A 24,742-nucleotide genomic window follows, 5' to 3' on the forward strand; every position below is an offset into this window, starting at 1 on the left:
CGCTGACGGCTGGGCACCCGGTTTCCCGTGGCGCCGCGCCGAAACCCCATGCGCGATTCATGCCAAACACGCATTTTACGTCTTTTCAGGGGTTTGACTCGAAATGCGACCCTTGGAGGCCCCAAACCGCGTCCAACTGGTACGCAGCCGCGTCCCAACGCAACGCAGATGGGACGTGCCAGGGGGGCTCGCTATGCTCGATGCCCTTTATGACGGAGTCTTCTCGGATTCCCACGCTGCCTGGGGTGGGGGCGACCATCGGCCCATACACACTGCTCGAGGTGCTCGGGCAGGGGGGCATGGGCGTCGTCTACCGGGGGCAGCATCCGGAGACGGGCGAGGGGGTGGCGGTGAAGACGGTGCGCGCGGCCTCGGAGGTTCCGTTGGCCAGCATCCGTCGGGAAATCCATGCGTTGCGCCGGCTCCGGCACCCGGGCGTGGTGCGAATCGTCGCCGAGGGCGTGACGCGGGGGCTGCCCTGGTACGCCATGGAGTTGCTCCGGGGGCAGACGCTGCGGCTGGCCACACCCGCGCCGGGGACGGGGCCGCTGGACGGCGAGCGGCTGAGGGGGACGCTCAATCTGACCCGGCGGCTGTGCTCGGCGCTGGCGTTCCTGCATGGCAACGGGCTGGTGCACCGGGATCTCAAGCCGGAGAACGTCTTCCTGCGTCCTGATGGGACGCCGGTGCTGGTGGACTTCGGCATCGCCGCGCGCTTCGGCGGCTCACGGGGGCGGGAGACGCTGGACGTGAGCGGCGTGGTGGTGGGCAGCGACACGTACATGGCGCCGGAGCAGCTCCGGGGCGACTACGTGGACGCGCGGGCGGACCTCTACGCCCTGGGCTGCATCCTCTACGAGCAGCTCACGGGACGGCCGCCCTTCGTCCCCGGCCGCGAGGGGCCGCTGCCCCATCAGCACCTGCACCTGACGCCCGTGCCGCCGGGCCTGCGCGTGGAGGGGGTGCCCACGGCGCTGGACGCCTTGGTGCTGCGGCTGCTCGCCAAGCGCCCCCAGGAGCGGCCGGGATACGCGGAGGACGTGTCGTCCGCGCTCGAGGCCCTGGGCGCGGCGCACGGCGAGGAGGGCGCCGCCGCGGTGCCCCGGACGCCCGCCTATCTGTATCGGCCTGACCTGTCGGGACGCGGCGGTGAGCTGGGCCGGCTGATGGCGGCGCTCGACGCGGCCGCCCGTGGACACGGCGGCCGGGTCTTCCTCGGCGGAGAGAGCGGCGCGGGCAAGACGCGGCTGGCGCTGGAGCTGGCGGCGGAGGCCGGCTGGCGACGCATGGCGGTGGTGACGGGCGAGTGCGTGGCCATGGGCGAGGGCGGCACGGACCTGCACGCCGCGCCCCTGCAGCCCCTGCGTCCGCTGATGCACGCGGTGGCGGACCGCTGCAACGAGCGCGGCGCGGCCGAGACGGCGCGGCTGCTCGGACCTCGGGGACGCGTGCTCGCGGCGTACGAGCCGTCCTTGTCGCAGCTGCCCGGTCAGCGCGAGCTGCCCGAGCCCCCTCCCCTGCCCGCGCAGGAGGCGCGCCTGCGCGTGTTGTCGGCGCTGCGCGACACGCTGTGCGCGCTGGCGGAGGCGCAGCCGCTGCTGTTGGTGCTGGATGACTTGCAGTGGGCGGACGAGCTGACGCTGAGCTTCCTGTTGGAACTCGACGCGCGGCACCTCGCGAAGCGGCCGGTGTTGCTCGTGGGCACCTATCGGATGGACCAGATGGGGCAGGCCCTGCGCGAGGTGGTGGGCGCGTCCGACGCGGTGCGCGTCGAAGTCGGCCGGCTGGACGCGAGGAGCGCGGGGCAGATGGTGCGCGACATGCTCGCGCTGCGCGAGGTGCCCGCGCCCTTCGTCGACGCGCTGGTGCAGGAGACGAGCGGCAATCCCTTCTTCATCGCGGAGTACCTGCGCGCCGCCATCGACGCGGGCCTGCTCTTCCGCGCGCCCTCCGGCGAGTGGCTCTTCGAGGCCCAGGGCAGCGCCGGCGGCCGTCCCCTGCCCCTGCCCGGCAGCATCGCCGAGCTCATCGAGCGGCGCCTGTCGGACCTGGGCGAGCACGGGCGCGCGCTGGCGGAGGTCGCCGCGGTGCTGGGGCGCGAGCTGGATGAGGAGCTGCTCTTGTCCGCCACCGCGCTGCCGGAGGGCACGAGCGCGGAGGCCGTGGAGGAGCTGCGGCGTCGGCAGGTGCTCGAGGAGTCCGGCGGGGGCCGGCTGCGCTTCGTGCACGACAAGCTGCGCGAGGTGGCCTACGCGCGAATCCCCGACACGCGACGACGCGCCCTGCACCATCGCTGCGCGGAGCACCTGGAGGCACATGGCGAGACTTCACTCTCGGGCCTGACGCCGCTGGCCGCGGGCCTTGCCCACCACTGGTCGCGCGCGGGAGTGCCCGAGCGGGCCAGCGGCTGGTTCGCGCGGGCGGCGGACGCGGCGCGCTCGGCGTATGCCAATGGCGACGCCATCTCCTTCTACGAGTCCGCGCTGCGCGAGGCCGCGGCGTCCTCGGGGAACGCGCATGCGTCCGGCCTGGACGCGCCGGAGGTGGCACTGGATGTCGTCTGGGAATCGCTGGGCGAGGTGCTCGCGCTCACCGGACGCCAGCAGGACGCGCGTCAGGCCTTCCTCCAATCCCTGGCACGGATTGAGCAAACCCAGCGTGTCCGTCGCGCCAACGTGCTGCGGAAGGTGGGCAAGTCCTTGCAGACGCACCATCAGAACGAGGAAGCGCTGCGGGTGTATGCCCAGGCACAGGCCGAGCTGGGACCCATGCCCGACAGCGTCTCCTCCGCGCCCGGACAGTTGGAGGCCGCGTGGTGGCACGAGTGGGTGCAGCTCCAGGGTGAGCGCATCACCGTGCACTACTGGCTGGCCCAGCTCGACGAGATGCGGGCCCTGGTGGAGGGAGTGCGTCCGGTGATGCGGGCCCACGGCACGCCGCTGCAGCGCGCGCGGTTCTTCAACTCGCTGGTGCAGATGCAACTGCGCAGCGAACGCTATCGAGCATCGACAGAGACCGTGGCCCACGCCCGGGCCTACGCGGAAGCGGCGCTGGAGTCCGAGGGGGAAGCGGAGCACGCGGGGGCCCGGTGCGTGGTCGCCATGGTGTTGCTCTTCCATGGCGCACTGGATGAGGCACAGAGCTGGATGGAGGAGTCCCTGCGCGGAGCCGAGCGGCAGGGAGACGTGACGTTGCAGACGCGCTGCCTCACCTACCTCACCGTCATCCTCCGCTTGAGGGAGCGGGTGGCGGAGGCGAGCGAGGCGACGGAGCGCACGCTGGAGCTGGCGACGCGCTCCGGCATGTCGGACTACCTGGGCGCGGCGCATGCCACCCGGGCCTGGGTGGCCTCGCGTGCCCAGGACTTCGTCTCGGCGAGACAGGCGGCCACCGAGTCGCTGCGACTGTGGCAGGCGCTCTCGCTCGTGTACCCCTTCCAATGGCTCGCGCGCTGGCCCCTGCTCGTCGTGGAGCTCTCGGAAGGAGCACTGCCCCAGGCGCTGGAGCAGGCCCGGGCGATGCTCGAGGGCCACCAGCAGCGACAGCCAGACGTCCTCACGCAGGCGTTGATGCAAGCGTTGGCGCAGGCGGACGCGGACCGGATGGACGAAGCGCGGACCACACTCATCCAGGCCTGTGAGTCAGCCCGGCGGCTCTGCTATCTGTAACTCGGTTGACCGCAGGTGCTTCCTTCCACCCGCCAGGGCCTCGGGGCCCGTGGCCTTGTTTCCGAGGTGCGCATGGCAGGCCCGTATGTGTATTTCTTCTTCAAGCCCGAGCGCGTCACGCTGCTGGAGGGCTTCTCCACCCAGGTCTCCGTGTGGGGCGTCCCGTCGCGAAGCCCCAACGTGCCCGAGAACGTGACGAGCAAGATGAACTTCCGCATCGAGGGCAACGACGGCTCCATCGGAATCTCCCAGCCGTCGCCGGACGTCCTCCAGATTTCCGGACTGGATGACAACATCAAGCCCGTCACCGTCGTCGCCGCGCCCAGGAACAACGACACCGAGTTCCCCCGCATCGAGGCGCGCGTGGAGTGCTCGGTGGACCAGTCGGACTTGCTCATCTACGCGCCGGACGGGAACATCTACTGGCTCAAGCCCGAGGAGTGGCAGAAGGCCCAGAAGCTGTCCCCCACGGACAAGAGCCTGACGGGAGACCTGGACACGCTGTTGAAGAACGAGACGGTGGTCGCCAACCTCCCGGTGCCCGCCAACGTCGCGGCGCCCACCAACACGGCGGCCGAGAACCTGTCCGACGCCGCCGAGCCCATCACCTGCTTCCTGCTCAACCTCAACAGCATCCTCCTGAGCTACAGCCCGAGCCCGAACCTGAAGGCCGGCGAGCAGGGCCCCGTCTACCGCAATCCCGACCCCCAGCCTTGATGCGCCCCTTCTCCTTCGACACCGGTAGCGCGTCCCCCGGGACGACCAAGCAGTTCCGCCAGGGGACCCACCGGGTGATGACGCCCGAGCAGACGCTGGAGCGTGTGCAACGGCTCATGCCCGTCATGGGAATCACCCGCGTCGCCAACGTCACGGGGTTGGACACGATTGGCCTCCCGGTGGTGATGGTGACGCGGCCCAACGCGCGCTCGCTGGCGGTGTCGCAGGGAAAGGGCACGAGCCTCGCGGCGGCGAAGGCGTCCGGGTTGATGGAGTCGGTGGAGGCGTACCACGCCGAGCACGTCACGCTGCCCCTGAAGCTGGCCACGTACAATGAGCTGCGCTTCCGCTCGCCCGTGGTCGACGTGGACAGGCTGCCTCGACTGTCGGTGAGCCTGTTCCATCCCAACTGGCGCACGCTCTGGGTGGAGGGCGTGGACCTGTTGGGCTCGGGGCCGCTGTGGCTGCCCTTCGACCTGGTGCACACGGACTTCACGCTGCCCCTGCCCACGGGGAGCGGCGCGTTCCTCATGAGCAGCAATGGGCTGGCCTCCGGCAACCACGTGCTCGAGGCGATGCTGCATGGGTTGTGTGAAGGGGTGGAGCGCGACGCGACGGCGCTCTGGCATGCGGGCGGCGAGAAGGCCCAGGCCGCCACGCGACTGAAGCTGGAGTCGGTGGACGACGCCGAGTGCCGGCAGGTGCTGGACCTCTACGAGCGCGCGGGCGTGGCCGTGGGCGTCTGGGAGACGACGAGCGACATCGGTGTGCCCGCGTTCAGCTGCTACATCATCGACCGGGAGCCCGAGCCGCTGCGCCCTGTCGCGGTGGCGGGCGGCATGGGCTGTCACCCCTCGCGAGCCGTCGCCCTGCTGCGAGCCCTGACGGAGGCCGCGCAGAGTCGGCTCACGCGCATCAGCGGCGCGAGAGATGACCTGCACCGCAAGGCGTACGAGGCCGCGCGCGAAGGCGTGACGGCGGAGCGACTGCGCAAGCGGCTGGCCGAGGAGCCCGCGGTGCGGGAGTTCCAACAAGCGCCGCATCACGACGCGGCCACGTTCGAGGAGGACCTCGCGTGGGTGCTCGCGAGGGTGCGCTCGGTGGGCGTGAGCCAGGTGGTGGTGGTGGACCTGACGAAGCCGGAGCTGGGGTTGCCCGTCGTGCGGGTGGTGGTGCCGGGGTTGGAGACGACGCACGAAGCGCCCGGGTATCAACCAGGTCCGCGAGCCCAGCGGATGCGCGGAGGCGCGCGATGAAGGTCTTCATCTTCACCGGCCCCACGCTGCGAGCCGAAGAGGCGAAGCGGGAGCTCGACGCGGTGTACCTGCCTCCCGCGCAGCAGGGCGATGTCTACCGCGCGGCCTGCGAGAAGCCGGTGGCCCTGGGTATCATCGACGGGTTCTTCGAGCACGTGCCCGCGGTCTGGCACAAGGAGATCCTCTGGGCGATGTCGGAGGGCATCCATGTCTTCGGGGCCTCGAGCATGGGGGCGCTGAGGGCCGCGGAGCTGGCCACCTTCGGCATGGAGGGCGTGGGCTGCGTGTTCGAGGACTTCCGCCAGGGCGTGCTGGAGGACGATGACGAGGTCGCGGTGGCGCACGCGAGCGCCGAGCACGACTGGCGTCCCCTGTCCGAGGCGATGGTCAACGTGCGCGCCACGCTCGCGGCGGCACGAGCGGCGGGAGTGGTGAGCGAGCCTGTTCGCGCCTCGCTCGAGCAGCGCGCCAAGGCGCTCTTCTACGTGGAGCGTGCGTGGCCGAAGCTGCTGTCGGGATTTCCTCGCGCGGAGGTGGAGGCGCTCGAGGCCTGGCTGCCGCGGGGACGCGTGGATGTGAAGCGCGCGGACGCGGTGGCGATGCTGCGCACGATTCGCTCGCGTGTGGAGGCAGGGCTCTCGCCCAAGGAGACCCGCTTCCCCTTCCAGCACACGGATGCATGGGAAGAGGCGCGAAGGCGCGCGGCGCGACAGCCGCTTCGACAGACGGCACGCACCTCGGATGGCGTGGGAACCGAAGCGCTCCTCGATGAGCTCCGCCTGCGCGGAGGGCTGAAGGAGGCGCGGCGGGCGAGCATGGCGCGAGCACTCGCCGTGGAGGAGGCGCGGCGGGTGGGGCGCGTTCCGGACGCATGGGAGCTCCACGCGACGAAGGAGGCGCTGAGCCACGAGCGGCACCTCACGCCGGAGTCCTTCGAGCTGTGGAAGGCGGAGCAGCACGTGGACGACGTCGCCCGGCTGCTGCGGGACGAGTCCCATGTGCGCTGGGTGGAGGCGCTCATGGAGCCGGAGGTCTTGCGGCACCTCGCCGACCACCTGCGGCTGACGGGTGAGTACGCCGTCTTGTTGGAGCGTGCGCGCGACAAGGAGCAGGTGCTCGAGACGGCGGGGCTCTCGCGGCCCAGGCTGGAGGACGCGGGCATCACCGAGGGCGCGCTGTGGGCCTGGTACTTCGAGGAGAACCAGGGGCGCATGGTGCCCGTGCAGATGGAGCAGGCTGCGCGCGACGAGGGCTTCGCCGACGTGGCCTCCATGCGCAGGGCCGCGCTGCGTGAGCTTTGCTATGTGCTCACGAAGGCGGGCGCCGCGGCCTGAAGAGCGATTGGACCTCCCCGACGCAAACTTTGCATGACCGGGTTCACCACGAGCCCGTGCTAGACCCCGCGCGCCTGCCCACGTCGGCGGCGCGAATGCCCTGGGGGAAGCACCACATGAACACGACGCCGGAGAATGAATCTCCACGGTCGTCCGGTCTGCTCTTGAAGTGGCTGCCGCTCATCCTGGCCGGTGTCGTCGGCCTTGTCGTCGGCCTCTTCTGGCGCAGCTCCATCGAGCTCTTCGGAATCCACATCGAGCTCCCAGCGGAGCCTCCGCGCATGTTCCACGTGTACGGCGTCATGCTGGTGCTGTGGCTCGTCTACGTGGGCCTCCAGAAGGTGCGCGCGCTGTTGAGCGGCGACGGTGAGGCGCAGATTGTCGCGACCTACATCGTGTCGGGCGAGGGCTCATCGAAGGACATGAGCATCGAGGTCCTCGAGCACCTGAAGGACAAGCACGGCTTCGACGCAGTGGACTGCCCCGACTGCGACGCCGAGGGCTGCAAGCGCTGCGACGACGGAGGGCTCCTCCTCGACTACAAGAAGGAGCCCTGCGGAGCGGACTGCCCGCTCCGTCCGCTGTAGCGCTGACGCACGCGCGTGCGTTACTTCTTCTTCGAGGCGGTGGCGCGCTTGCGACTCGAGGGCGCCTTCACTTCCACCGTCGACGAGGGCGCCGGCTGCAGGACGAAGACCCGGTCCAACCGTCGGCTGCCACGCTCGACGGGCGCGCTGAGGTCGTAGTCGAAGTCATACGCCTCCACCACGCGCAGGCCCGCGGTGCGGAACAACCGGTTCGCCTGCGCCGCGTCGTACGTCCGGAAGAACCAGGTCGTCTCGATGAGCCAGTCCTTCCCTGGCCCCGTGACGCGCAGCCGGTTGCGCATGGGGGAGCGGCGCGCGCGCCGGTCCGGCAGGCCCTCGTTCGTGTTGCAGACGACCTTGTCCTTGCCCACCGTCCCCAGCCAGCGCTCGTGCTCGGCCGAGGTCCGCGCGTAGTCGGTGAGGTGGAAGCCCAGCACATAGAGCCCCTGGGGCTTGAGCAGCCGCCGCGTCCCCTTCAGGTGCGCCAGCGCCGCCGCCTCGCTGTCCAGGTAGCGGAAGGTGGAGACCAGGTTGTGCGCGACGTCCACCTTGCCCTCCAGCGAGGGCTCGAAGAACTCCTCCATGCGCGACACGGAGAGCTTCACCTGACGGCGACGCGCGGGCGTCAGCCGCTTGCGCGCATGTGCGAGCATCGCCTCGGAGATGTCGTAACCGGCGACCTTCAGTCCCCGGCTCGTGGCCTCGGCCACCAGGCGACCGGCGCCACACGCGGGCTCCAACCACTGCTTGCCCCCCGTGCCGTGCCGTTCGCTCAGCGCCTGGAGGAAGTCCACCTCGCGCACGGTGTCGGTGCCGAAGATGGCTTCGTAATACTCGGGGTGCTCATACCAGTCGGTGCGTTTTTCCATGGGAGGCGTGCCCGCTCGGGCGCGCGCATCCTCCGGTCCCCCGGCGCGAAAGCCAAGTCAAAGCGTGCCTCGGCCTCACGCGGGCTCCTGCTCCGGTGCCCCCAGCGACGAGCGCTCCGACATCGCCTCGCGCAGGCGCACCCCGAACATCCGGCGCAGGAGCACCATGCCCAGCGGCAGCGGCAGCCACAGCGTGTATCCACGCAGCAACATCACCGCCGTGAGCGCCACCTCCACCGGCACACCCAGCGACGACAGCGTGCCCACCGCCGTGGCCTCGAACGTGCCCACGCCTCCGGGGATGATGCTCAGGGTCATCACCAGCGTGGCCAGCATGAACGCGGCGAACACGGCGGCGAAGTCCACCGGGTGCCCCACCGCCTGGAACATGCACGACAACGTGAGCGCATCCAGCGCGAAGGTCGCGAGCTGGAGCGCGCTCGCGCGGACCAGCAACCAGGTGTCTCGCACCAGCGAGGGCGAGACCTGGGAGATGGACTCGAGCAGCGCCGTGAGCCCCGGGATGCGGCGCGCCCACCGCGGCGGCTGCCAGCCTCCGTGCCGCGTCAGCCAGAGGATGGCGAACGGCACCGCGCACGCGAGCGCCGCGAACGCCGTGGCCAGTCCGAGGATGGCCGAGTGCAGCGCCGCGCGATACCAGAGGATGAAGATGGACGCGGCCACGGCCACGGCGTGCGCCAGGTAGAAGGACACCATGTCGACCAGCAGCGCGCCCGTGGCCACCCGGGGCGGCGCGCCCTCCCGCTGGAGCCCCTTCATCACCACCACCGAGCCGCCGATGCCCGCGGTGGGCACGAGCTGGTCGAACGAGAGCTTCATCAAGGCCAGGCCCGCGGTGCGCAGCCAGGGGGCCTTCACGCCCTCCACCTCCAGCACCACGCGCCAGCATCCCGCCATCGTCAGGTATGAGAAGAACTGGAGCACCACGCCCACCAGCAGCCACTCCGGCCGCGCGCGCTGGAGCATCTGGGCGAACTGCTTCTCCTCCCCGAAGCGCAGCACCACGAACGCCGTGAAGGCGCCCAGCAGCACCACTCCCGGCAACCAGCCCCACACGCCGTGCCGCCGCGAAGCCCGCTCCGATGGGCCGCGCGCGGAGCGGTCGTCTTCCGTCGCCGAAGAGGCCCCGTGCATGCGCGCGCACCGGCCCGCCCTAGTGAGCGGCGGCCTCCGTCGCGTCGCCTCGACGGGCCTCCGCGGCCGTCAGCAGCCGCGCGGCCATGCGCATGAAGTCCGCCTCGGTGATGATGCCCACCAGCCGACGCTCGCGGTCCACCACGGGCAGACAGCCGAAGCGCTGGTCCAGCAGCTTGTAGATGGCCTCTCGCACCGGCAGGTCCGGCCGCACCATCTCCACGTCGCGCGACATCAGGCGGGAGACCGAGATGGGCTCGGGGTGGGGCGCCGCGAGCTGACGCGACAGCGCGCGGATGAGGTCGCGATGGCTCACCAGCCCCACCAGCCGGCCCTCGCGCACCACGGGCAGGTGACGGATGTGATGGAGCTTCAACAAGTCATCCACGCGGACCAGGTCATCGGTCTCTTCCAGCGTGACGACATCCCGGGTCATCAGGTCGCCCACGGTGAGCATGACGCGTCCGCCTCCTCGTCGGACCACGAGCTCCCGCGCACCCCGCGCCGCTCGGACCGACTCCTCCCGAGGGTGCGCCCGCGCCCCGGTTCGCGCAGCGACAGGGCAGACAGACAGACAGGGGCCGGCGCTGCCTCACGCCCCGAGCCATCGCCCGAAATCCAAGGGCTTGCCGCGAGCGGCCGGCAGGTCGCTCACCAGGCGCTCACGCCGTTGCCACATGCGCCAAAGGCATCACACACCTCCAGGGTCGTGAGCTCACGGCCTCCCCTTGAATTCAGCGCGCCCCCGGCCCGTCACCAGGACAGTGGAACAGCGGCTCGGCCGCCTCTGCTGGAGACACTTGCAATGGCTCTCATCCTTCTCGTCGACGATGACTCCACCCTTCTCGAAATCTACACCGAGGCCCTCCGGGGTCAGGGCTGGGAGGTGGCCTCGGTCCGCGACGGTGAGATGGCCCTCGCGCTCGCGCAGGCATTCCCCCCGGACCTCATCCTCACGGACGTGTCGATGCCGGGGATGAACGGCCTGGAGCTGTGCCGGCACCTGCGCGCCGATGAGACGCTGCGCCACGTCCCGCGCATCGTCCACAGCAGCATGGAGCGGCTCGCGAGCCTCTCGGGCGACGTCTTCCTGCGGAAGTCCGGGGACCTCACGGAGCTGCTCGCCTGCATCACCCGGTGCCTGACCCCGCGCACGCTGGTGCCCACGATGCCGGCGGCGGCGGCGTGAGCGTCCACTCCGCCTCGAGCCCCCGTGCGACGCACCCCTCGGGCCCCCTCGACGACAGGAGGGCTCGAGGGCTTCAGTGCGCCGGGTGGCCCACCAGCCGCGCCAGCGCGAACATGAGCGCCAGGCCCACGAAGAGCGCCAACACGTTGCGGCCCGGCTGGTCCTTGCCGTGGCGGTGCACGTGCGGCAGCAGGTCCGACACGGCGATGTACAGGAACGTGCCCGCGGAGAACGCGAGCGCCTTGGGCGCCATGCTCTCGAAGCGCAGCACCGCATCGAAGCCGAAGTAGATGAGCGCGCCGGCGGGCACCATCAGCCCGTACAGCGTGGAGAGCAGGAGGATGGAGCCCTTCGAGCGACCCTCCGTCTTCAGGATGGACGCGAGCGACAACGCCGAGGGCACCTTGTGCGCCACAATCGCGATGAGCGCCATCAACCCCACGCCCTCCTCCACCGCCGAGCCCAACGCGATTCCGTCGAACAACGTGTGCGTGGACAGGCCGAGGAACGCCGTGAGCCCCAGCACCTGACCGGGCTCCGTGTGACGCCCGTGGCCGGACATGTGGTCGCCGGGCAGGTCCTCCCCCGCGTGCGCCACCAGGTAGCGCTCCAGCACCAGCAAGAAGACGAAGCCCCCGGGCACCAGCGCGAAGGCCCACCAGCCTCCGCCCTCGTACGCCTCCGGGAGCATGTGGAAGAACGCCGCGCCCAGCATCACCCCGGCGGCGAACGCCAGGAAGCGGACCAGCTGCGTCTGCTTCTGGTTCCACAGCACCACCAGCGCGCCCAACAGCGCGCCGATGACGACGATGAGTGAGTAGAGGGCCACCGTGGCCAGGACCGACATGGGGCGCGCACCCTACAACAAATCCGTCACGTCAGTAGTAGCGCCTCACCACCAACAACCCCACCCGTCCCGGCTTCACGTCCACCGTGTGCTCCGACACCCTGCCGCCCCCCTCCACCCGCACCACGTGGCTCCCCGCTGGCACCCGGAAGCGCGCCACCTGGAACTCCGCAGGCAGGGAAAGCCAGGAACGCAGGTCCGCCGCGTTGCCGGCATTGAGGATGAGGAACGCCAGCGCGCCCAGCTCCTCGCTCTTGGTCGCCGCGCCCAGGCCCGCCGCCAGTCCCGCCTTCACGGCCACGCCGGCAATCTGCTTCGCCAGCATCCCGCCGATGCGCGTGTCCAGGTGCAGCCGCGCCACGTCCGCCATGGACGTCACCGTGACGGCGCTGACGCGCTGCTCGCCCACCGTCACGCCCACCTGCGGCGCGCCGCCGCGGTCGCGGTAGACGGGCACCTCGATGAGATTGCCGCCGTTGACGTCGCGCGACGCGGGCTGCTTCTCCGGCGACAGCCCGGCCTCCACGACGACGACGATTTGAGCCTCGTCACGCGCCAGCGGAGGGTGCTCGACGTTCGGGTACTTCGCCTTCAGCTCCTCGTAGAGCTGGTCCCTGCCGGTGTACTTCGCCAGTCGGAGGAGCGGCTCCGCGAGCTCGCCCACGCGCGGCTCCAGCTCGTACGCCTTCGCGTAGTCGATGTACGCCGCGTCCCAGTCGCGCTGGTCCTCGCGGATGACGCCGCCCAGGTAGCGGGCGATGGCGAGCTGCTGGTACGGCTTCTTCTCCTCGACGACCATCTTCTGGAGGCGCTCGTTGACCTGACGCACCTCCACCATGGCCGCCTCGTCGTCGCCCAGCTCCGCGTAGTTGAGCGCCTGGACGACGGAGATCATCAGCTTCTCGAAGTCCTCGCCGCGGTAGGCGCGCTGCCGCTCGTTGGTCACCAGCGCCCCGGCCTCCTCGCTGACGGAGACGGCGTCGAGCTGCGCGCTGAGCTTCTCCGCCTCCTCCAGGACCTTGTTGCTCTCCGCCCACTTGCGGGCCGAGTGCAGCACCATCCCCTTGTCCAACAGGATGAGCAGCGTGTCCTTCGATGAGCCGTCCCGGGCGACGGCGTCCAGCTCCGACAGGGCCTCGTTGTAGTGCCCCGATTGATAGGACATGCGGACGCCGCGCGTGCGGGACACGTAGTCCCCCGCGCAGCCGGACAACAGGAGCACGCTCACCAGCGCGAGCGCGCCCCAGCCACGGGGGCGCGCCGGAGGGTGGTGGAGAGGAGTCATGAGCAGTCGAGCCTTCACCACGAGCCGGCGGCCACCGTCGGCGGAGCTACCAGCTCACGCCGCGCTTCTCGAACTTCTTGCGGATCTGCTTCTCGTCCGTCCACTCGATGAGGCCGGTGCGCACGTTGCTGAGCTTGGCCGTCATCTTGTAGTACACGAGCTTGTCGCGGCCGACCTCCTGGATGATGGAGGCCAGGTCCCCCGACATCAGGAAGTCCACGGACACCTGCTGCCCGGGGCCCTTCGCCGCGTTCGGATTCACGTAGCCGGACTGCTGGTACTCGTACTCCTCCGCGATGTCCTGGCGCGCGGCCTGGTCCACCATGGCGAAGCGGCCCGTCTGCGCGAGCGCCGTCTGAATCTTGTCACCCAGCGAGCGCATGTCGATGTGCTCGGAGGTGCTGTTCTTCAGCTTGCCCACGAGGACGATGGGCAGCGAGCCATCCGGCCGGGGCGTGGAGAAGCGCGGCGAGGAGGCCAGCGACTCCGCCATCTTCTTGGCGATGAGCTGCAGGTCGTTCTCGTTGAACTGGTCCGACAGCATCTCGATTTCGTTCGGGTCCTCGTACGTGCCACGCGTGAAGGCGCGCGGGCCACCACACGCGGCGAGCGAGGCGACGAGGCAGGCAGACAACAGCAGGCGATGAATCTTCATGGTGAGGTGACTCCTAGTTCCATTCGCATTCGAAGCGGCTGCCTTCGAAGTTCCACTTGTAGGCGAGCACCGCGTCGCGACGGTAGCCGGCCGTCAGGCGACACTGGCTCATCAGCGAGGCGCGCGGATAGTCGAAGCTGTACGTCTGCGCCTTCGAGCGCTCCTGCGCGTTGAGCTGGGAGGGGTGGGTGAGCGTGGGGCTGGCGCTGGCGGCCACCATCACCGAGTGCTTGCCGTACGTCTTCAGGGGCACGCGGCCGGCCAGCTGCACCCGGCGCACGGTGCGCGCCACCAGGATGTCGCTGCGGTCCACGTTCGTCTCGTGGCGGTTCCTGCGCTGCAGCAGCTCCGAGATGTTCGCCGTGAAGACGCGGGTGAGGTCCCCATCCTCCACGAAGAAGTAGAGGAACGCCTCGCGCGCCACGCGGCTCTCACCCGTGAAGTCCAGGGTGATGAGCAGCTCCAGCTCCCGGTTGGGCGTGATGCCGTGGCGGGACACCGCCGCCAGCACCTTCTTGTCCACGCCCGCCTTCTTCAGCTTGATGAGCCCGTCCGCGCTGGCGTCACACGCGCAGCGGCGCTCTTCAATCATCTTCACCAGGTCCGCCGGCTCGAAGCCCGCCTGGGACAGCTTGGTCAGCTCCTCGTCCGTCAGGGGCAGCTGGTCCGAGCGCTCGTAGATGCGCGGCAGGTTGTTCGGGTCCCACTGGATGATGTTGTAGGTCTGCACGTTCCCTTCGGGGAACGGCAGGGCGATTTGAGGGCTTCCATTCGCCGTGGACAGGCTGACGGGTGACTGGCTTGCCGCCAGCGCCAGGGTCGCCGCGAGGACTTGGGCAATCATGTCGGGACCTCCCCCTCTAGAAGCGATAACCCACGGCCATGCCCAACCGGTGCGTCACGCCGCCACCGCCGATGGGAATGTCCGGAGTGTAGAACAACCCGAGCGACACCCGGTCGCGCGAGCCCATGAGCACCTCCGCGCCCACCTGGGGCGAGATGCCGAAGTGCAGCTCCTCCTTATTGCCCCGGACGTCCTGGTACGTGGTGTCGACGTAGTCGGGCGTGTAGATGGCGCCCGCCTTCAGGCCCAGCGAGAACACCAGCGGCCAGCCCCAGCTGCGGAAGCGCGGGCCCACCATGACGTTGGTGCGGCCGCCGTCGAAGACGTACGTGACGTTGGCGTCCAGCGCGAACCAGTCCGCGCCCCACCACGACACCGTGGCGCCGACATAGAGCGGGGGGCCTTCGGGCGCGTTGCGGGGAGGCTCCTCGGCGTTGACGGCCGCGCCCCACTCGAGCTGGAACGACACGCCCGTGCTGCTCGAACCCGAATAGCCGCCCTTGCCATATTCGGATTCCTCGGGCCCATCCGTGCGGCCCCGTTCCTGCGCGGCCGCGGTCAACGGCGCCGCCATGGCCAGCGACAGGAGGGCTCCGCACAACCTGGAATGACGCTTCATCTCGAAGACTCCCACATGCGGTAGGTGCGAAAATTCCACTGCGTCCGACGGTCCGGCCCCCGCCAATATTCAAAACACCGCCCGGGCTGGCAAGCGCACCTTGGCCCAGGCCTGTTCTCTCAGGAAGCGCGAGGCCCCGGAGGGGTGGCGTCCTGGGGAGCGTCCGGCTGGGGGTCGGCCTGCACGGTGGGGGCCTGCCGGGACTCGGTGCGGGTGAAGGGCAGCCACTGGGGGTGGTTCCTCAGGAAGATGACCAGCTTCTCGCGGACCAGGGCACGCAGCTCGAAGAGCTTGTCCGGGTTGGCGGCGCTGACGAGCGCGCGGATGGTCAGCGTGCGGTCCTGGGCCTCCAGCACCACGACGGTCTGCACCCGGCCGTCCCAGATGGCCTTGGCCTCGTTGTCGAGGATGCGCTTGAGCTCCCCGCGCAGCGCGTCCACGTCCGTGGAGTAGTCCACCTGGAGGGTGACGGCGCCGAGCAGCTCGGGGCTGACCTTGCTCCAGTTCTGGAAGGGCTTGTCCAGGAAGTAGGTGATGGGGATGACCATGCGGCGCTGGTCCCAGACGCGCAGCACCACGTAGGTGAGGGTGATTTCCTCCACGGTGCCGAACTCGGTCTCCACCACCACCTGGTCGCCGATGCGCACCGGCTGGGTGATGGACAGCTGGATGCCCGCGAGCAGCGTGGCGATGGACTTCTGCGCCGCCAGACCAATCACGATGCCGGCGATTCCGGCCGAGGCGAGCAGCGACACGCCGACGTTGCGCACCACCTCGAACTGCATCAGCAGCAGGGCCGCGGCCACCACGTACGTCGCCGCCTCGAAGACGGCGCGCAGCACGGCGAACTGGGTGCGCAGCGAGCGCGCCCGGGCGGGGTCGCGGCTCTCGGAATTGACCCGGTTCTGGATGAAGTCCGCGAACACCCGCAGGAAGCGCAGGATGAACCACGCCACCGCGACGATGATGAGCGAGTAGCTCACCCGGTTGAACAGCGTCTGCGTGGGGCGCGGCAGCAGCAGGAAGGACGTGCCCACCGCCAGGAGCACCGCGAAGAACGGCAGCCGCAAGGGCCCCTTCCCCGCCGCCACCAGCTGGTCATCCAGCTCGATGCTCGTCCAGCGCGCGAGCCGCAGGCCGAACGCCAGCGACACCTTCTCCAGGAGCAGCGCCAGCCCCACCGAGCCCAGCAGCACCACCAGGAGGCCCAGCCACTGCCACGGCTCCAGCCCCAGCACCGTGCCGGAGAAGAAGAACGGCGGCAGCCACTCCGCCACCCGGGGGCCGTACGCCTCGAAGAGGGGGTCCACCAGCCGGACGGTGGACTCGCTGAAGACCCAGAGCAGCGCGCCGTCCTGCGTCACGCGCTGGAGCCGGACGCTCACGTTGGCGCCCTCCAGGGGGATGGTGCCCACCTGGTCGAAGCGAGCATCGGCCGGGTCGCCCTCGGGGGCCTTGGAGAGCGCCGACAGGTCGATGGCGAGCTTGCGGTCCAGCACGAACTTGAGCCGGCGCGCCAGTTGGGCGCCGCGCTCGGGCTGCTGGGCCTTGGGGATGAAGTCCAGGTCCAGGTAGTGCGCCGCGGTGGCGTAGTCCCCCCGGTGCGCGGCGGACAGGAAGCCCTGCGCCGTGGCATGGGGCGTCTGGCGGTCCATCGGCGCCGCGGGCGGCGGGAGGCCCGAATTGAGCGCCTGGGAGGGCAGCGCCCCCAGGACGACCCCCATCACGAGGAGGGCCATCCAGGCCCTGCCGTCTGTGTGCATCATGCGGTCTTCCTTACTCCTTTTCGGCCCCGTTGCCGGAAGAAGTCGGGGCCCGGCCGCCCGGCGGAGGGGCGCCAAGGGGGACGCCGGGGACACCACCCCCTCTCACCCCGTGGGAAAGGCGTTGGTGCGCCGGCTGGGGGTAGGATAGAAACGGCGCCCAAGGAAGGTCGACGTGTCCGAGAAGCGAAGAATCCTCCTGATTGACGACAGCGAAATCACGCTCGCCATGGAGAAGGCCGTGCTGGAGGCGCGCGGCTACGAGGTCGTCGCCACCTCCACGCTGATGGAGTTCGAGAAGACGCTCCAGGCGTGGCGCCCGGACCTCATCCTCACGGACATCCACATGCCCGAGGCCAAGGGCACCGACATCTGTCGCACCCTCAAGAACGAGTACGGCACCCAGGACATCCCCATCGTCCTGTTCTCCAGCCTCCCGGACGTGGAGCTGTCCAAGCTGGCCGAGCAGGTGGGCGCCGACGGCTTCCTCTCCAAGGAGAACGGGCTGGAGGCCATGGGCGAGAAGATCGACGAGCTGGTGCAGAGCATCCTCTGGTGATTCGCATGCCGCGCCCCGTCCTGGTCGCCGCCCTCTGGGGCCTGGTGCTGGTGCTCGGAGGCTGCAGGCGCACGGACCCCTCCCCCCGCCCGGCCGACCCCCCCGAGGCGGGCTCGTCCCCGACAGCCGCCGCGTCCTCCACAGCGGGCGCCATCCTCTTCGTCTCCGCGGACACCCAGGGCTATCTGGGCCCGTGCGGCTGCAGCGAGAACATGCGCGGTGGCATCGCCCGCGCGGCCTTCCAGGTGAGCGAGGCCCGCCAGGGCGCGCTGCCCGTGCTGTACGTGGATGGGGGCAACAGCCTCTTCGGGGAGAAGACGCTCAAGCCCGGCCAGGTGCCGCAGGAGGAGCTGAAGGCGAAGGCGCTCGCGGACGCCATGCGGATGATGGGGCTGTCGGTGCGCGCCACCGGCCCGTTGGATGACACGCGCGGCGCGGCCTTCCGACAGGGATTGGGTTTGCCCGAGCTGGCGGATGGCACGGTGAAGCTGTTGCCCGCGGGCCCTCGCAAGGTGGGCGTGGTGGCGGCGGACTCGCCGGAGCAGCTGGTGGTGGCGAGCGCGAAGGCCCGCTCGGACGGCGCGGACTTCGTGCTGGGGTTGTTGGACGCGCCGTTGGAGGAGGCGCAGCAGGCGGCGGAGCTGCCGGGGCTCGCGGTGGACGTGTTGGTGGCCACCCGCTCCGCCTCGGAGCTGAGCGGCGAGCAGAACCGGCTGGTGAAGGCCACCGTCCCCGTCGTCGCGCCGCAGAGCAAGGGGCGCTCGCTGGTGCGCGTGGACCTGAGCTACGCGAAGGCGCCCGGGCGCTTCTCGCTCCAGAAGGGACAGGCCGACCTGGAGCGCGAGGTGGCCGCGCTGGAGCAGCGCACGGCGCTGTTGGACAAGGAGATCAACCTCCCGGGCATCGACCCGAAGCTCAAGGCGCTCAAGCAGGCCAAGCGCGACGAGCTGGTGGCGCGCAAGCAGGCCCTGGTGTCGGCGCCGCCCGCCGCGTCACCCGACGTCAATGGCTTCACGGTGCGCTTCGTGCCGCTGGAGTCGGGGCTGCCTTCGCTGCCGGACGCGCAGGCGCTGGTGGCGCGCTACGACTCGGAGGTGGGCAAGCTGAACCTCGCGTGGGCGAAGGAGCATGGCCAGGACTGCCCCGTTCCCGCGAAGGGACAGGCGGGGTTCGTCGGCAATGAGCCGTGCCGCTCGTGCCACGAGGAGAGCTTCCCCATCTGGGAGAAGTCCAAGCACCACCACGCGTGGGAGACGCTGGAGGAGGTGGGCAAGCAGCACCACCTCAACTGCGTGGGCTGTCACGTGACGGGCTGGGAGCAGCCGGGTGGCGTGTGCCGGTTGGACAAGGTGGCCGGGCGCGAGGACGTGGGCTGCGAGAGCTGCCATGGTCCGGGCTCCGTGCACGCCGACGAGCCGAGCGCGGACAACATCATCGCGTCACCCGGTGAAGCGCTCTGCGTCACCTGCCACAACCCGGAGAACTCGCCCCACTTCGACTTCGCGACGTACCTGCCGCGAATCCTGGGACCGGGCCACGGGAAGCCCTCGGACGCCGCGTCACCCGACAAGCCGGCGGACGAGCGGAAACCCGCGAAGCCGTAAACCCCGAGCGTCTGCCTGGCGGGCCGCACCCACGGTGGGTGGTTCATTCGCCATACCGGGCGACTCGTTGTTTGACTGTCAAGAAAAAGGGCGAATACTTGGGGCTTCGCCTGCTTCTGGGCGCACCCTTCTTGCGAACGCATGCTGCCCTTCTGCCTTCTCGTGCTGAACCTGGCCTCGCTCCCCGCCTCGCAGGGAGTGCCGCCACCCATGCCGCCGCCTCCCGCCGGCATGCGCGTGCTCGCCGCGAGCGAGACGCCGGCGCCCGCCTCGGCTGAGCTGAAGCCCGCGCCCTCGACGGACAACACCGTTGCTCCCGCCGCGCAGCCGAGCATGCCAGACACCGGCACGGCCACGCGCCCCACCGGACCGGCAGCCGAGCCGTCGCGCGCGGGCACGGCGGACTTAGCGAAGGGAACGAAGGCCGAGGGCGCCTCGCCGTCCACAGGCTCGACTTCAGCGACGACCGTGGCGAAGGGCACGAAGGTCGAGGGCTCCTCGACTCCTACGGGCGCGGCCTCCGCGACGACGGTCGCGAAGGGCACGAAGGTCGAAGGCACCGCGAGCATGGGCGTGGCCCCCACGGCGAGCAAGCAGGAGCCGGTGGCCCCCGCGACCGATGCCGCGCCGGACGATGACGAAGCCGATGAGGCACGTGCGGTCGCGGGTGCTCCCGATGAAGAGGACGAGGAGCCGGAGGCCACGCGCGAGGTGGTCGAGTCCGAGTCCGCGGAGCTGGAGGAGATGCGCGCGCTGGAGAGCGTGACGCTGGACCCCACCGCGAAGCCGAGCGCGGAGGTGATGCAGTCGCTGCGGCGCCTGGGCCTCGCCAATCCGCTGCGCATGCGCATGCTGGACGCGCTCGAGGAGCCCACCTTCCGCGAGGACGACTCCCCCGAGCAGCTCCCGCTCATCACCAACCTGGCCACGTTCGATGTCCGCAGCATCCAGGACCGCTACGACATCCCGGTGGAGATGCAGCCGCTCGTCGCGCAGTACATCCAGTTCTTCCAGGGGCCCGGGCGTCGCTGGTTCCGCAAGTGGATGTCCCGCTCCGCGCGCTACCTGCCGGTGATGCAGCCCATCCTCGAGAAGCACGGCATGCCGCTCGACACCGTGTACCTGGCGATGATCGAGAGTGGCTTCTCCGCGCACGCCTACTCGTGGGCGCACGCCTCCGGCCCCTGGCAGTTCATCTCCAGCACCGGCAAGCAGTACGGCCTCAAGCAGGACTTCTGGGTGGACGAGCGCAGGGACCCCCTCAAGGCGACCCACGCCGCCGCCACCTACTTGAAGGACCTCTACCGGGAGCTGGGCCACTGGTACCTGGCCTGGGCCGGCTACAACACGGGCTCCGGCCGCGTGCGGCGCATGATTGACCGCCACGGCACGCGCGACTTCTGGGCGCTCTCCGAGGAGAAGGGCCTGGCGAAGGAGACCAAGCACTACGTGCCCAAGCTCATCGCCGCCGCGCTCGTCGCGAAGAACCCGTCCGCGTTCGGCTTCTCCGACGAGGAGTTCGACTACGAGCGGCCCCTCGAGTTCGACGAGGTGGACCTCACCGACGCCACGGACCTGGACGTGGTGGCCCGCGCGGCGGGCGTGAACATCCAGGACGTGCAGGACCTGAACCCGGAGCTCAAGCGCTGGTGCACGCCGCCCGCGAGCACGAAGCACCCCTACAAGCTGCGGCTGCCCAAGGGCGCGGGCCCCCAGTTCGTCGAGGGGTTCAAGCGCATCTCCCCCGCGGAGCGGCTGACCTTCCGCGTGCACAAGGTGAAGCGCGGCGACACGCTGTCGCAAATCGCGGAGCGCTACGGCACGGCCTCCGAGGCCATCCTCCAGATGAACCGGCTCAAGAGCGCGCGGACGCTGAAGCTCGGCGCGGACCTGGTCATCCCCATCCCCGCGAGCAAGGCCGCCGGAACGACGGGCGGCGCCATCGCGAGCAAGGTGGCCCAGGCCCGCCGCAGCGGCGTCGTGGCGCACCGCCCCGAGGACGAGGTGCCCGCCGGCACGCCCAAGGGCCCCGTGGCCGCGGGCCCCGTGAAGACGGAGACGCTCAACGGCCGCACGCGCGTGACGTACGGCGTGCAGTCCGGCGACAGCCTCTGGGTCATCGCCACCAAGTTCAACGTGTCGGTGGATGAGTTGAAGAAGTGGAACAACCTGCGCCGGCGCAACCCGACACTGCAGGTGGGCTCGCTCGTCTACGTGTGGCCCCAGGGCACGGCCCAGGTGCAGGAGCGCGCGGGCACCGTCGTGGTGGCCAAGCAGGTCGCGTCGAACGCGGGCAAGCCCGTGAGCGGCGGCAAGGTGCACGCGCTGGCCGAGGGCGAGACGCTCTGGTCCGTCGCGCAGCGCTACGGCGTCAGCGTCCAGGACATCATGCGGTGGAACAACATCAAGGACCACCGCACCATCCCCACCGGAAAGGTCCTCTCGCTGAGCGCGCCGTGAGCACCTTCACACCGGTGCCTTTCGGACACGAGGGCGCCGGGCGAGTGAATTGCATCGGGTGGGCGCATGACTTCGCCCATTTCGCGGAACGGCGCGCTCACCCATCCCTTCCCGCCCGACGCGGACCCGCTCCTCGCTCCGAGTAGCCTCGGGACACACCTTCCCCGGGCCTCCGGCAACATCGTGGAGCCAGCGCCACGGCAGGTCTCCAGTATCCCGGTAACGAGACGGCCCTCCCACGGAATCGGGACGTCTCCCATCGAAGACACCACGGTGCGGGCCGGCGCCATGCGCGTCGACCTCTCCGGGTCCACTTCACGCCAGGGCCTCCCGTCGGACCCGGTCACCCGCGCCACCCCGTGGTTCGGCGGCCACACGCGCGCGGCGGGCGTCGGCGAGCCAGATGCCCACCCGCGAACAGTCGCCTCCGTCGAGTCACGAACCGCGCTTCCGCTGTCCGCGAGCCCGGTGGACGCGAAGGCCCGTGCGTCACGCGAGCCGAGCCACACGCTCCCGCTCTCCGCGAGCCTTGCGGACGCGATGCCCCTGGCGTCACTCGAGCCGAGCTCCACACTCTCGCTGTCCACGAGCCCGGCCGACGCGGGGGCCCGCGCTTCGCGCGTGTCCGAGGCTGGCTTCAGCGCCATGAACCCAGGAGTCTCGACGCAGGCTCCCTCACGAGACGCCGCTCCACACGCGGGCGCGGTGGGCGGGTGGGGCATCTCCACGTGGACGCCCGCCCCCTCCCCGCTCGGCAACGCCCGCTTCACCCACGCCGTGCAGCTGTCGCCCGTGGCCTCGGGACAGGAAGTGCTCGGCCCAGGCTCACGTGGTGAGGGCATCCGCGCGGTGCAGAGCGCGCTGCTGGAGATGGGCTTCGCCGTGCACGGCGGCGCGGACGGTCAGTTCGGCCCCCAGACGGTCCGCGCGCTGCGCAACTTCCAGGTGCACGCCAGCCGCACGCTTCCAGGCGTCAAGGTGACGGGCGCGCTCGACGCGGCCACGCTCAAGGCGCTCGACTCGCTGGCACCCGCGCCCGGTGCTCGAGGACAGTCGCGCGGGATTCCTCCCGCCGTCTACGAGGGCCAACCCGTGCGCGTCATCGTCGCGCTGCGCGAGCACCGCACGTTCCTCTACGACGCCGAAGGGCGGCTGGTGGACATCTTCCCGAACGCCTCGGGCACGCAGGCCACGCCCACGCGCGCGGGCCTCAAGGTCGTCCGCTCACGTCTGGACCAGGCCGCCGCCGAGGCCGCCGGGGCGCGCCTCTGGAACGACAAGCACGTCTTCGGCACGCGCATCCTGGACCTGTCGTGGGCGGACGGACGCCACTCCGCCGAGGAGCTGCATGGCACCAACGCCCCCGCCCTGCTCGGCATGGACGTGTCCCACGGCTGCATCCGTCACTCGAACGAGGCCATCATCGTGCTCCACGACGCGCTGTCCGCGGGGGACCGCGTGGCCATCGTGGAGCACGTGAACGACCCGCACCTGGGCGCCGTCGCCCCGGTGCCGGTCTCCTGACGAGCCGCTACCCCTGCTCGAGCAGCGCCTTGAGCTCACGCACCCGACGGGTGATGAGGTCGCGGTCCACCGCGCGGTAAACCTCCGGGAGCAGCTCGCGACTGGTGCACTCCTGCACCGCCACCAGGTTCTGCAGCTCGATTTCCAGCGGGTAGCTGGGCGGCACGAAGTCCGCGAGCACCGCGACCAGGTCCTCCTTGGACACGGCCTCGCGCCCTTCCGCCAGCGCGCGGAACTTCGAGCGCACCATCACGGCCTCGATGTCCGCGCCGCTGAAGGCGCGCACACCCTCCGGAATCAGCTTGGAGTAGGACTCGATGCCCTCCACGGACACGCCCGTCTTCTTGGACATGGCCTGGAACAGCTCGTCGCGCTCCGCGTCCGTCTGCGGATAGAAGAGCGCCAGGTGCTCCTCCGCGCGCCCCTGCCGCTTCAGGTCGATGGGCAGCAGGTCCGGCCGCGCCGTCATCAGGAACCAGACGATTTTGCCGCGGTACTGCGTGTTGCCCATGAAGGAGGCAATCGAGCCGAACACGCGGCTGCTCGTCCCCGAGTCCCCGCCCGAGTCGCGGTTGCCCAGGAACGTGTCCGCCTCATCGATCATCACCGCCACCGGCCACAGGGCCTTGAGCAGGTTGAAGATCTTCTCCAGGTTCGCCTCGGTGACGCCCTGCCACTGGCTGCGGAAGTTCAGGAACTTCACCACCGGGATTCCAATCTCCCCGGCGAAGCAGCTCACCATGAACGTCTTGCCCGTGCCCACGGGGCCTGACAGCAGGTAGCCCATGGGCATGACCTCCAGGCGCCCCTTCTTCAGCGCCGAGGCCGCCTGCCGCAGCATCTGCTTCGCCTTGGCGTGGCCCGCCACCGCGTCCAGCGTGTGCGCCGGCTCGATGAACTCCAAGAGGCCGTGGCACTCCGCCTGGATGATCTCCTTCTTCTTCTCCTTGAGGAGCTCCGAGGTGATGCGCACCTCGCGCTCCAGCGCCTCGGTGAGCACCCGGTCCAGGTTGATGCGGGACAGGCCCGCCGTCATCTTCGCCAGGCCCGCGAGCGGCACGTCGGACAGCGACTGCAGCCGCTTGCCCTCCAGCTTGTAGCGCACGTACTCCAGCCGCTCCTCCTCGGTGGGCAGCGGCAGCTCGATGGGCGCGACGTACGGGTTGCGGGAGATGCGCGGCGCGATGTCCGCCAGGTTCTCCGCGAGCAGCACCACGGACACGTCACCCGCGAGGAACTGCGGGTCGTGCGCCCACTTGTCCAGCGTGGCCAGCACGAAGCGGTCCTCGGAGGACAGGTGCGAAATCTCGCCGCCCGGCACCAGCGTCTCGGCGAAGTCGATGATGAGCGCCAGCGAGCGCCCCTCGCTCAGCCGCATCCGCAGGAAGTTCTCCAATATCTGGAGCGCACGACCCGGGTCTCTCGGCATGACCTTGGCGTAGTCCGTGCCGTACATCGCGTCGTACCCGGACATCGTCCGCGCCAGGTCCTTCTGCGTCTCCGGCGTGGCCGAGCGGATGCCCGACGAGCGGTCATAGAAGAGGACATGGTCTCGTCCGCCGAAGAGCTCCTCGGAGAGGAACGTCTTGAGCGTGCCGAAGCCCAGCGACTCGTCCTCCATCTTGAGCGGCTGCAGGTCCCTCACCGCTCCGTAGAGCAGGAAGGTGCTCACCGTCTTCGTGTAGTACTTGCGCGCAAGCTGCTGCGCCCAGCGGGGGAGGTCCGCCAGCGGATCTTCCTTGTGGACCTTGCGTACCTTGCTCACGGACACACGCCTCCTGTCACTCCCCACGGAAGGGAGTCGACA

At 70.0% G+C, this 24,742-nt stretch carries 20 protein-coding genes; 10 read left to right on the top strand and 10 right to left on the bottom strand.

Annotated features, from left to right (window positions below; genetic code table 11):
• The first annotated feature begins 209 nt into the window (after positions 1–209).
• The 5 genes from LXT21_RS04625 to LXT21_RS04645 all read left to right on the top strand — a co-directional run bounded on the left by LXT21_RS04625 (position 210) and on the right by LXT21_RS04645 (position 7,562).
• Positions 210–3,668, top strand: coding sequence for a serine/threonine-protein kinase (locus LXT21_RS04625; protein WP_254036861.1), 3,459 nt, complete (start codon positions 210–212; stop codon positions 3,666–3,668).
• 72 nt (positions 3,669–3,740) lie between these two features.
• On the top strand, positions 3,741–4,385 hold the full coding sequence (locus LXT21_RS04630; protein WP_254036862.1) for a hypothetical protein: 645 nt from the start codon (positions 3,741–3,743) through the stop codon (positions 4,383–4,385).
• Positions 4,385–5,641 carry a YcaO-like family protein gene (locus tag LXT21_RS04635; protein WP_254036863.1) on the top strand — a complete coding sequence of 419 codons (1,257 nt, stop codon included), beginning with the start codon at positions 4,385–4,387 and terminating at the stop codon, positions 5,639–5,641. The genes LXT21_RS04630 and LXT21_RS04635 overlap by 1 nt, the downstream gene beginning before the upstream one ends.
• Positions 5,638–6,975 carry a TfuA-like protein gene (locus tag LXT21_RS04640; protein WP_254036864.1) on the top strand — a complete coding sequence of 446 codons (1,338 nt, stop codon included), beginning with the start codon at positions 5,638–5,640 and terminating at the stop codon, positions 6,973–6,975. The genes LXT21_RS04635 and LXT21_RS04640 overlap by 4 nt, the downstream gene beginning before the upstream one ends.
• Before the next feature lie 116 nt (positions 6,976–7,091).
• On the top strand, positions 7,092–7,562 hold the full coding sequence (locus LXT21_RS04645) for a hypothetical protein (protein ID WP_254036865.1): 471 nt from the start codon (positions 7,092–7,094) through the stop codon (positions 7,560–7,562).
• A 20-nt stretch (positions 7,563–7,582) separates the two neighbouring features.
• On the opposite strand, the gene LXT21_RS04650 is transcribed toward LXT21_RS04645, so the two are convergent.
• The 3 genes from LXT21_RS04650 to LXT21_RS04660 form a co-directional block, all read right to left on the bottom strand.
• Positions 7,583–8,431 carry a class I SAM-dependent methyltransferase gene (locus tag LXT21_RS04650; RefSeq protein WP_254036866.1) on the bottom strand — a complete coding sequence of 283 codons (849 nt, stop codon included), beginning with the start codon at positions 8,429–8,431 and terminating at the stop codon, positions 7,583–7,585.
• Positions 8,432–8,506: 75 nt separating this feature from the next.
• Positions 8,507–9,586 (bottom strand): lysylphosphatidylglycerol synthase transmembrane domain-containing protein, encoded by a 1,080-nt coding sequence (locus tag LXT21_RS04655; protein WP_254036867.1) that lies wholly within the window; start codon positions 9,584–9,586, stop codon positions 8,507–8,509.
• Between the two features lie 19 nt (positions 9,587–9,605).
• Complete coding sequence (locus tag LXT21_RS04660; RefSeq protein WP_254036868.1) at positions 9,606–10,043, bottom strand: CBS domain-containing protein; 438 nt, start codon at positions 10,041–10,043, stop codon at positions 9,606–9,608.
• A 348-nt stretch (positions 10,044–10,391) separates the two neighbouring features.
• Here LXT21_RS04660 and LXT21_RS04665 point away from each other — a divergent pair, with 348 nt between their 5' ends.
• Entirely contained in the window at positions 10,392–10,775 is a 384-nt protein-coding gene (locus LXT21_RS04665) for a response regulator (RefSeq protein WP_254036869.1), read from the top strand.
• 73 nt (positions 10,776–10,848) lie between these two features.
• On the opposite strand, the gene LXT21_RS04670 is transcribed toward LXT21_RS04665, so the two are convergent.
• The 6 genes from LXT21_RS04670 to LXT21_RS04695 all read right to left on the bottom strand — a co-directional run bounded on the left by LXT21_RS04670 (position 10,849) and on the right by LXT21_RS04695 (position 16,791).
• Positions 10,849–11,622, bottom strand: a complete 774-nt coding sequence (locus LXT21_RS04670; RefSeq protein WP_046715574.1) for a ZIP family metal transporter — start codon at positions 11,620–11,622, stop codon at positions 10,849–10,851.
• 31 nt (positions 11,623–11,653) lie between these two features.
• Entirely contained in the window at positions 11,654–12,907 is a 1,254-nt protein-coding gene (locus LXT21_RS04675) for a COG3014 family protein (RefSeq protein ID WP_254036870.1), read from the bottom strand.
• A gap of 46 nt (positions 12,908–12,953) precedes the next feature.
• A complete protein-coding gene (lpoB, locus tag LXT21_RS04680) occupies positions 12,954–13,562 on the bottom strand; it encodes a penicillin-binding protein activator LpoB (RefSeq protein WP_046715575.1) in 609 nt (202 codons plus the stop codon).
• Positions 13,563–13,575: 13 nt separating this feature from the next.
• Positions 13,576–14,406 (bottom strand): hypothetical protein, encoded by an 831-nt coding sequence (locus LXT21_RS04685; RefSeq protein ID WP_254036871.1) that lies wholly within the window; start codon positions 14,404–14,406, stop codon positions 13,576–13,578.
• Between the two features lie 16 nt (positions 14,407–14,422).
• Positions 14,423–15,025: a hypothetical protein gene (locus LXT21_RS04690; protein WP_254036872.1), complete on the bottom strand. Its 603-nt coding sequence runs from the start codon at positions 15,023–15,025 to the stop codon at positions 14,423–14,425.
• A gap of 119 nt (positions 15,026–15,144) precedes the next feature.
• Positions 15,145–16,791, bottom strand: a complete 1,647-nt coding sequence (locus LXT21_RS04695; protein ID WP_254036873.1) for a mechanosensitive ion channel family protein — start codon at positions 16,789–16,791, stop codon at positions 15,145–15,147.
• 172 nt (positions 16,792–16,963) lie between these two features.
• Between LXT21_RS04695 and LXT21_RS04700 the strand changes: the two genes are divergently transcribed.
• The 4 genes from LXT21_RS04700 to LXT21_RS04715 all read left to right on the top strand — a co-directional run bounded on the left by LXT21_RS04700 (position 16,964) and on the right by LXT21_RS04715 (position 22,935).
• Entirely contained in the window at positions 16,964–17,347 is a 384-nt protein-coding gene (locus LXT21_RS04700; RefSeq protein WP_141332373.1) for a response regulator, read from the top strand.
• 5 nt (positions 17,348–17,352) lie between these two features.
• On the top strand, positions 17,353–18,951 hold the full coding sequence (locus tag LXT21_RS04705) for a cytochrome c family protein (protein ID WP_254036874.1): 1,599 nt from the start codon (positions 17,353–17,355) through the stop codon (positions 18,949–18,951).
• Between the two features lie 210 nt (positions 18,952–19,161).
• A complete protein-coding gene (locus LXT21_RS04710; RefSeq protein WP_254036875.1) occupies positions 19,162–21,411 on the top strand; it encodes a LysM peptidoglycan-binding domain-containing protein in 2,250 nt (749 codons plus the stop codon).
• 288 nt (positions 21,412–21,699) lie between these two features.
• Positions 21,700–22,935, top strand: a complete 1,236-nt coding sequence (locus LXT21_RS04715; protein WP_254036876.1) for a L,D-transpeptidase family protein — start codon at positions 21,700–21,702, stop codon at positions 22,933–22,935.
• A gap of 7 nt (positions 22,936–22,942) precedes the next feature.
• Here LXT21_RS04715 and LXT21_RS04720 read toward each other — a convergent pair whose 3' ends face one another.
• Positions 22,943–24,700, bottom strand: coding sequence for an ATP-binding protein (locus tag LXT21_RS04720; RefSeq protein WP_254036877.1), 1,758 nt, complete (start codon positions 24,698–24,700; stop codon positions 22,943–22,945).
• Between the last annotated feature and the right edge of the window lie 42 nt (positions 24,701–24,742).

It is taken from the genome of Myxococcus guangdongensis, from assembly GCF_024198255.1.
In the GTDB taxonomy this organism is placed as follows: domain Bacteria; phylum Myxococcota; class Myxococcia; order Myxococcales; family Myxococcaceae; genus Myxococcus; species Myxococcus guangdongensis.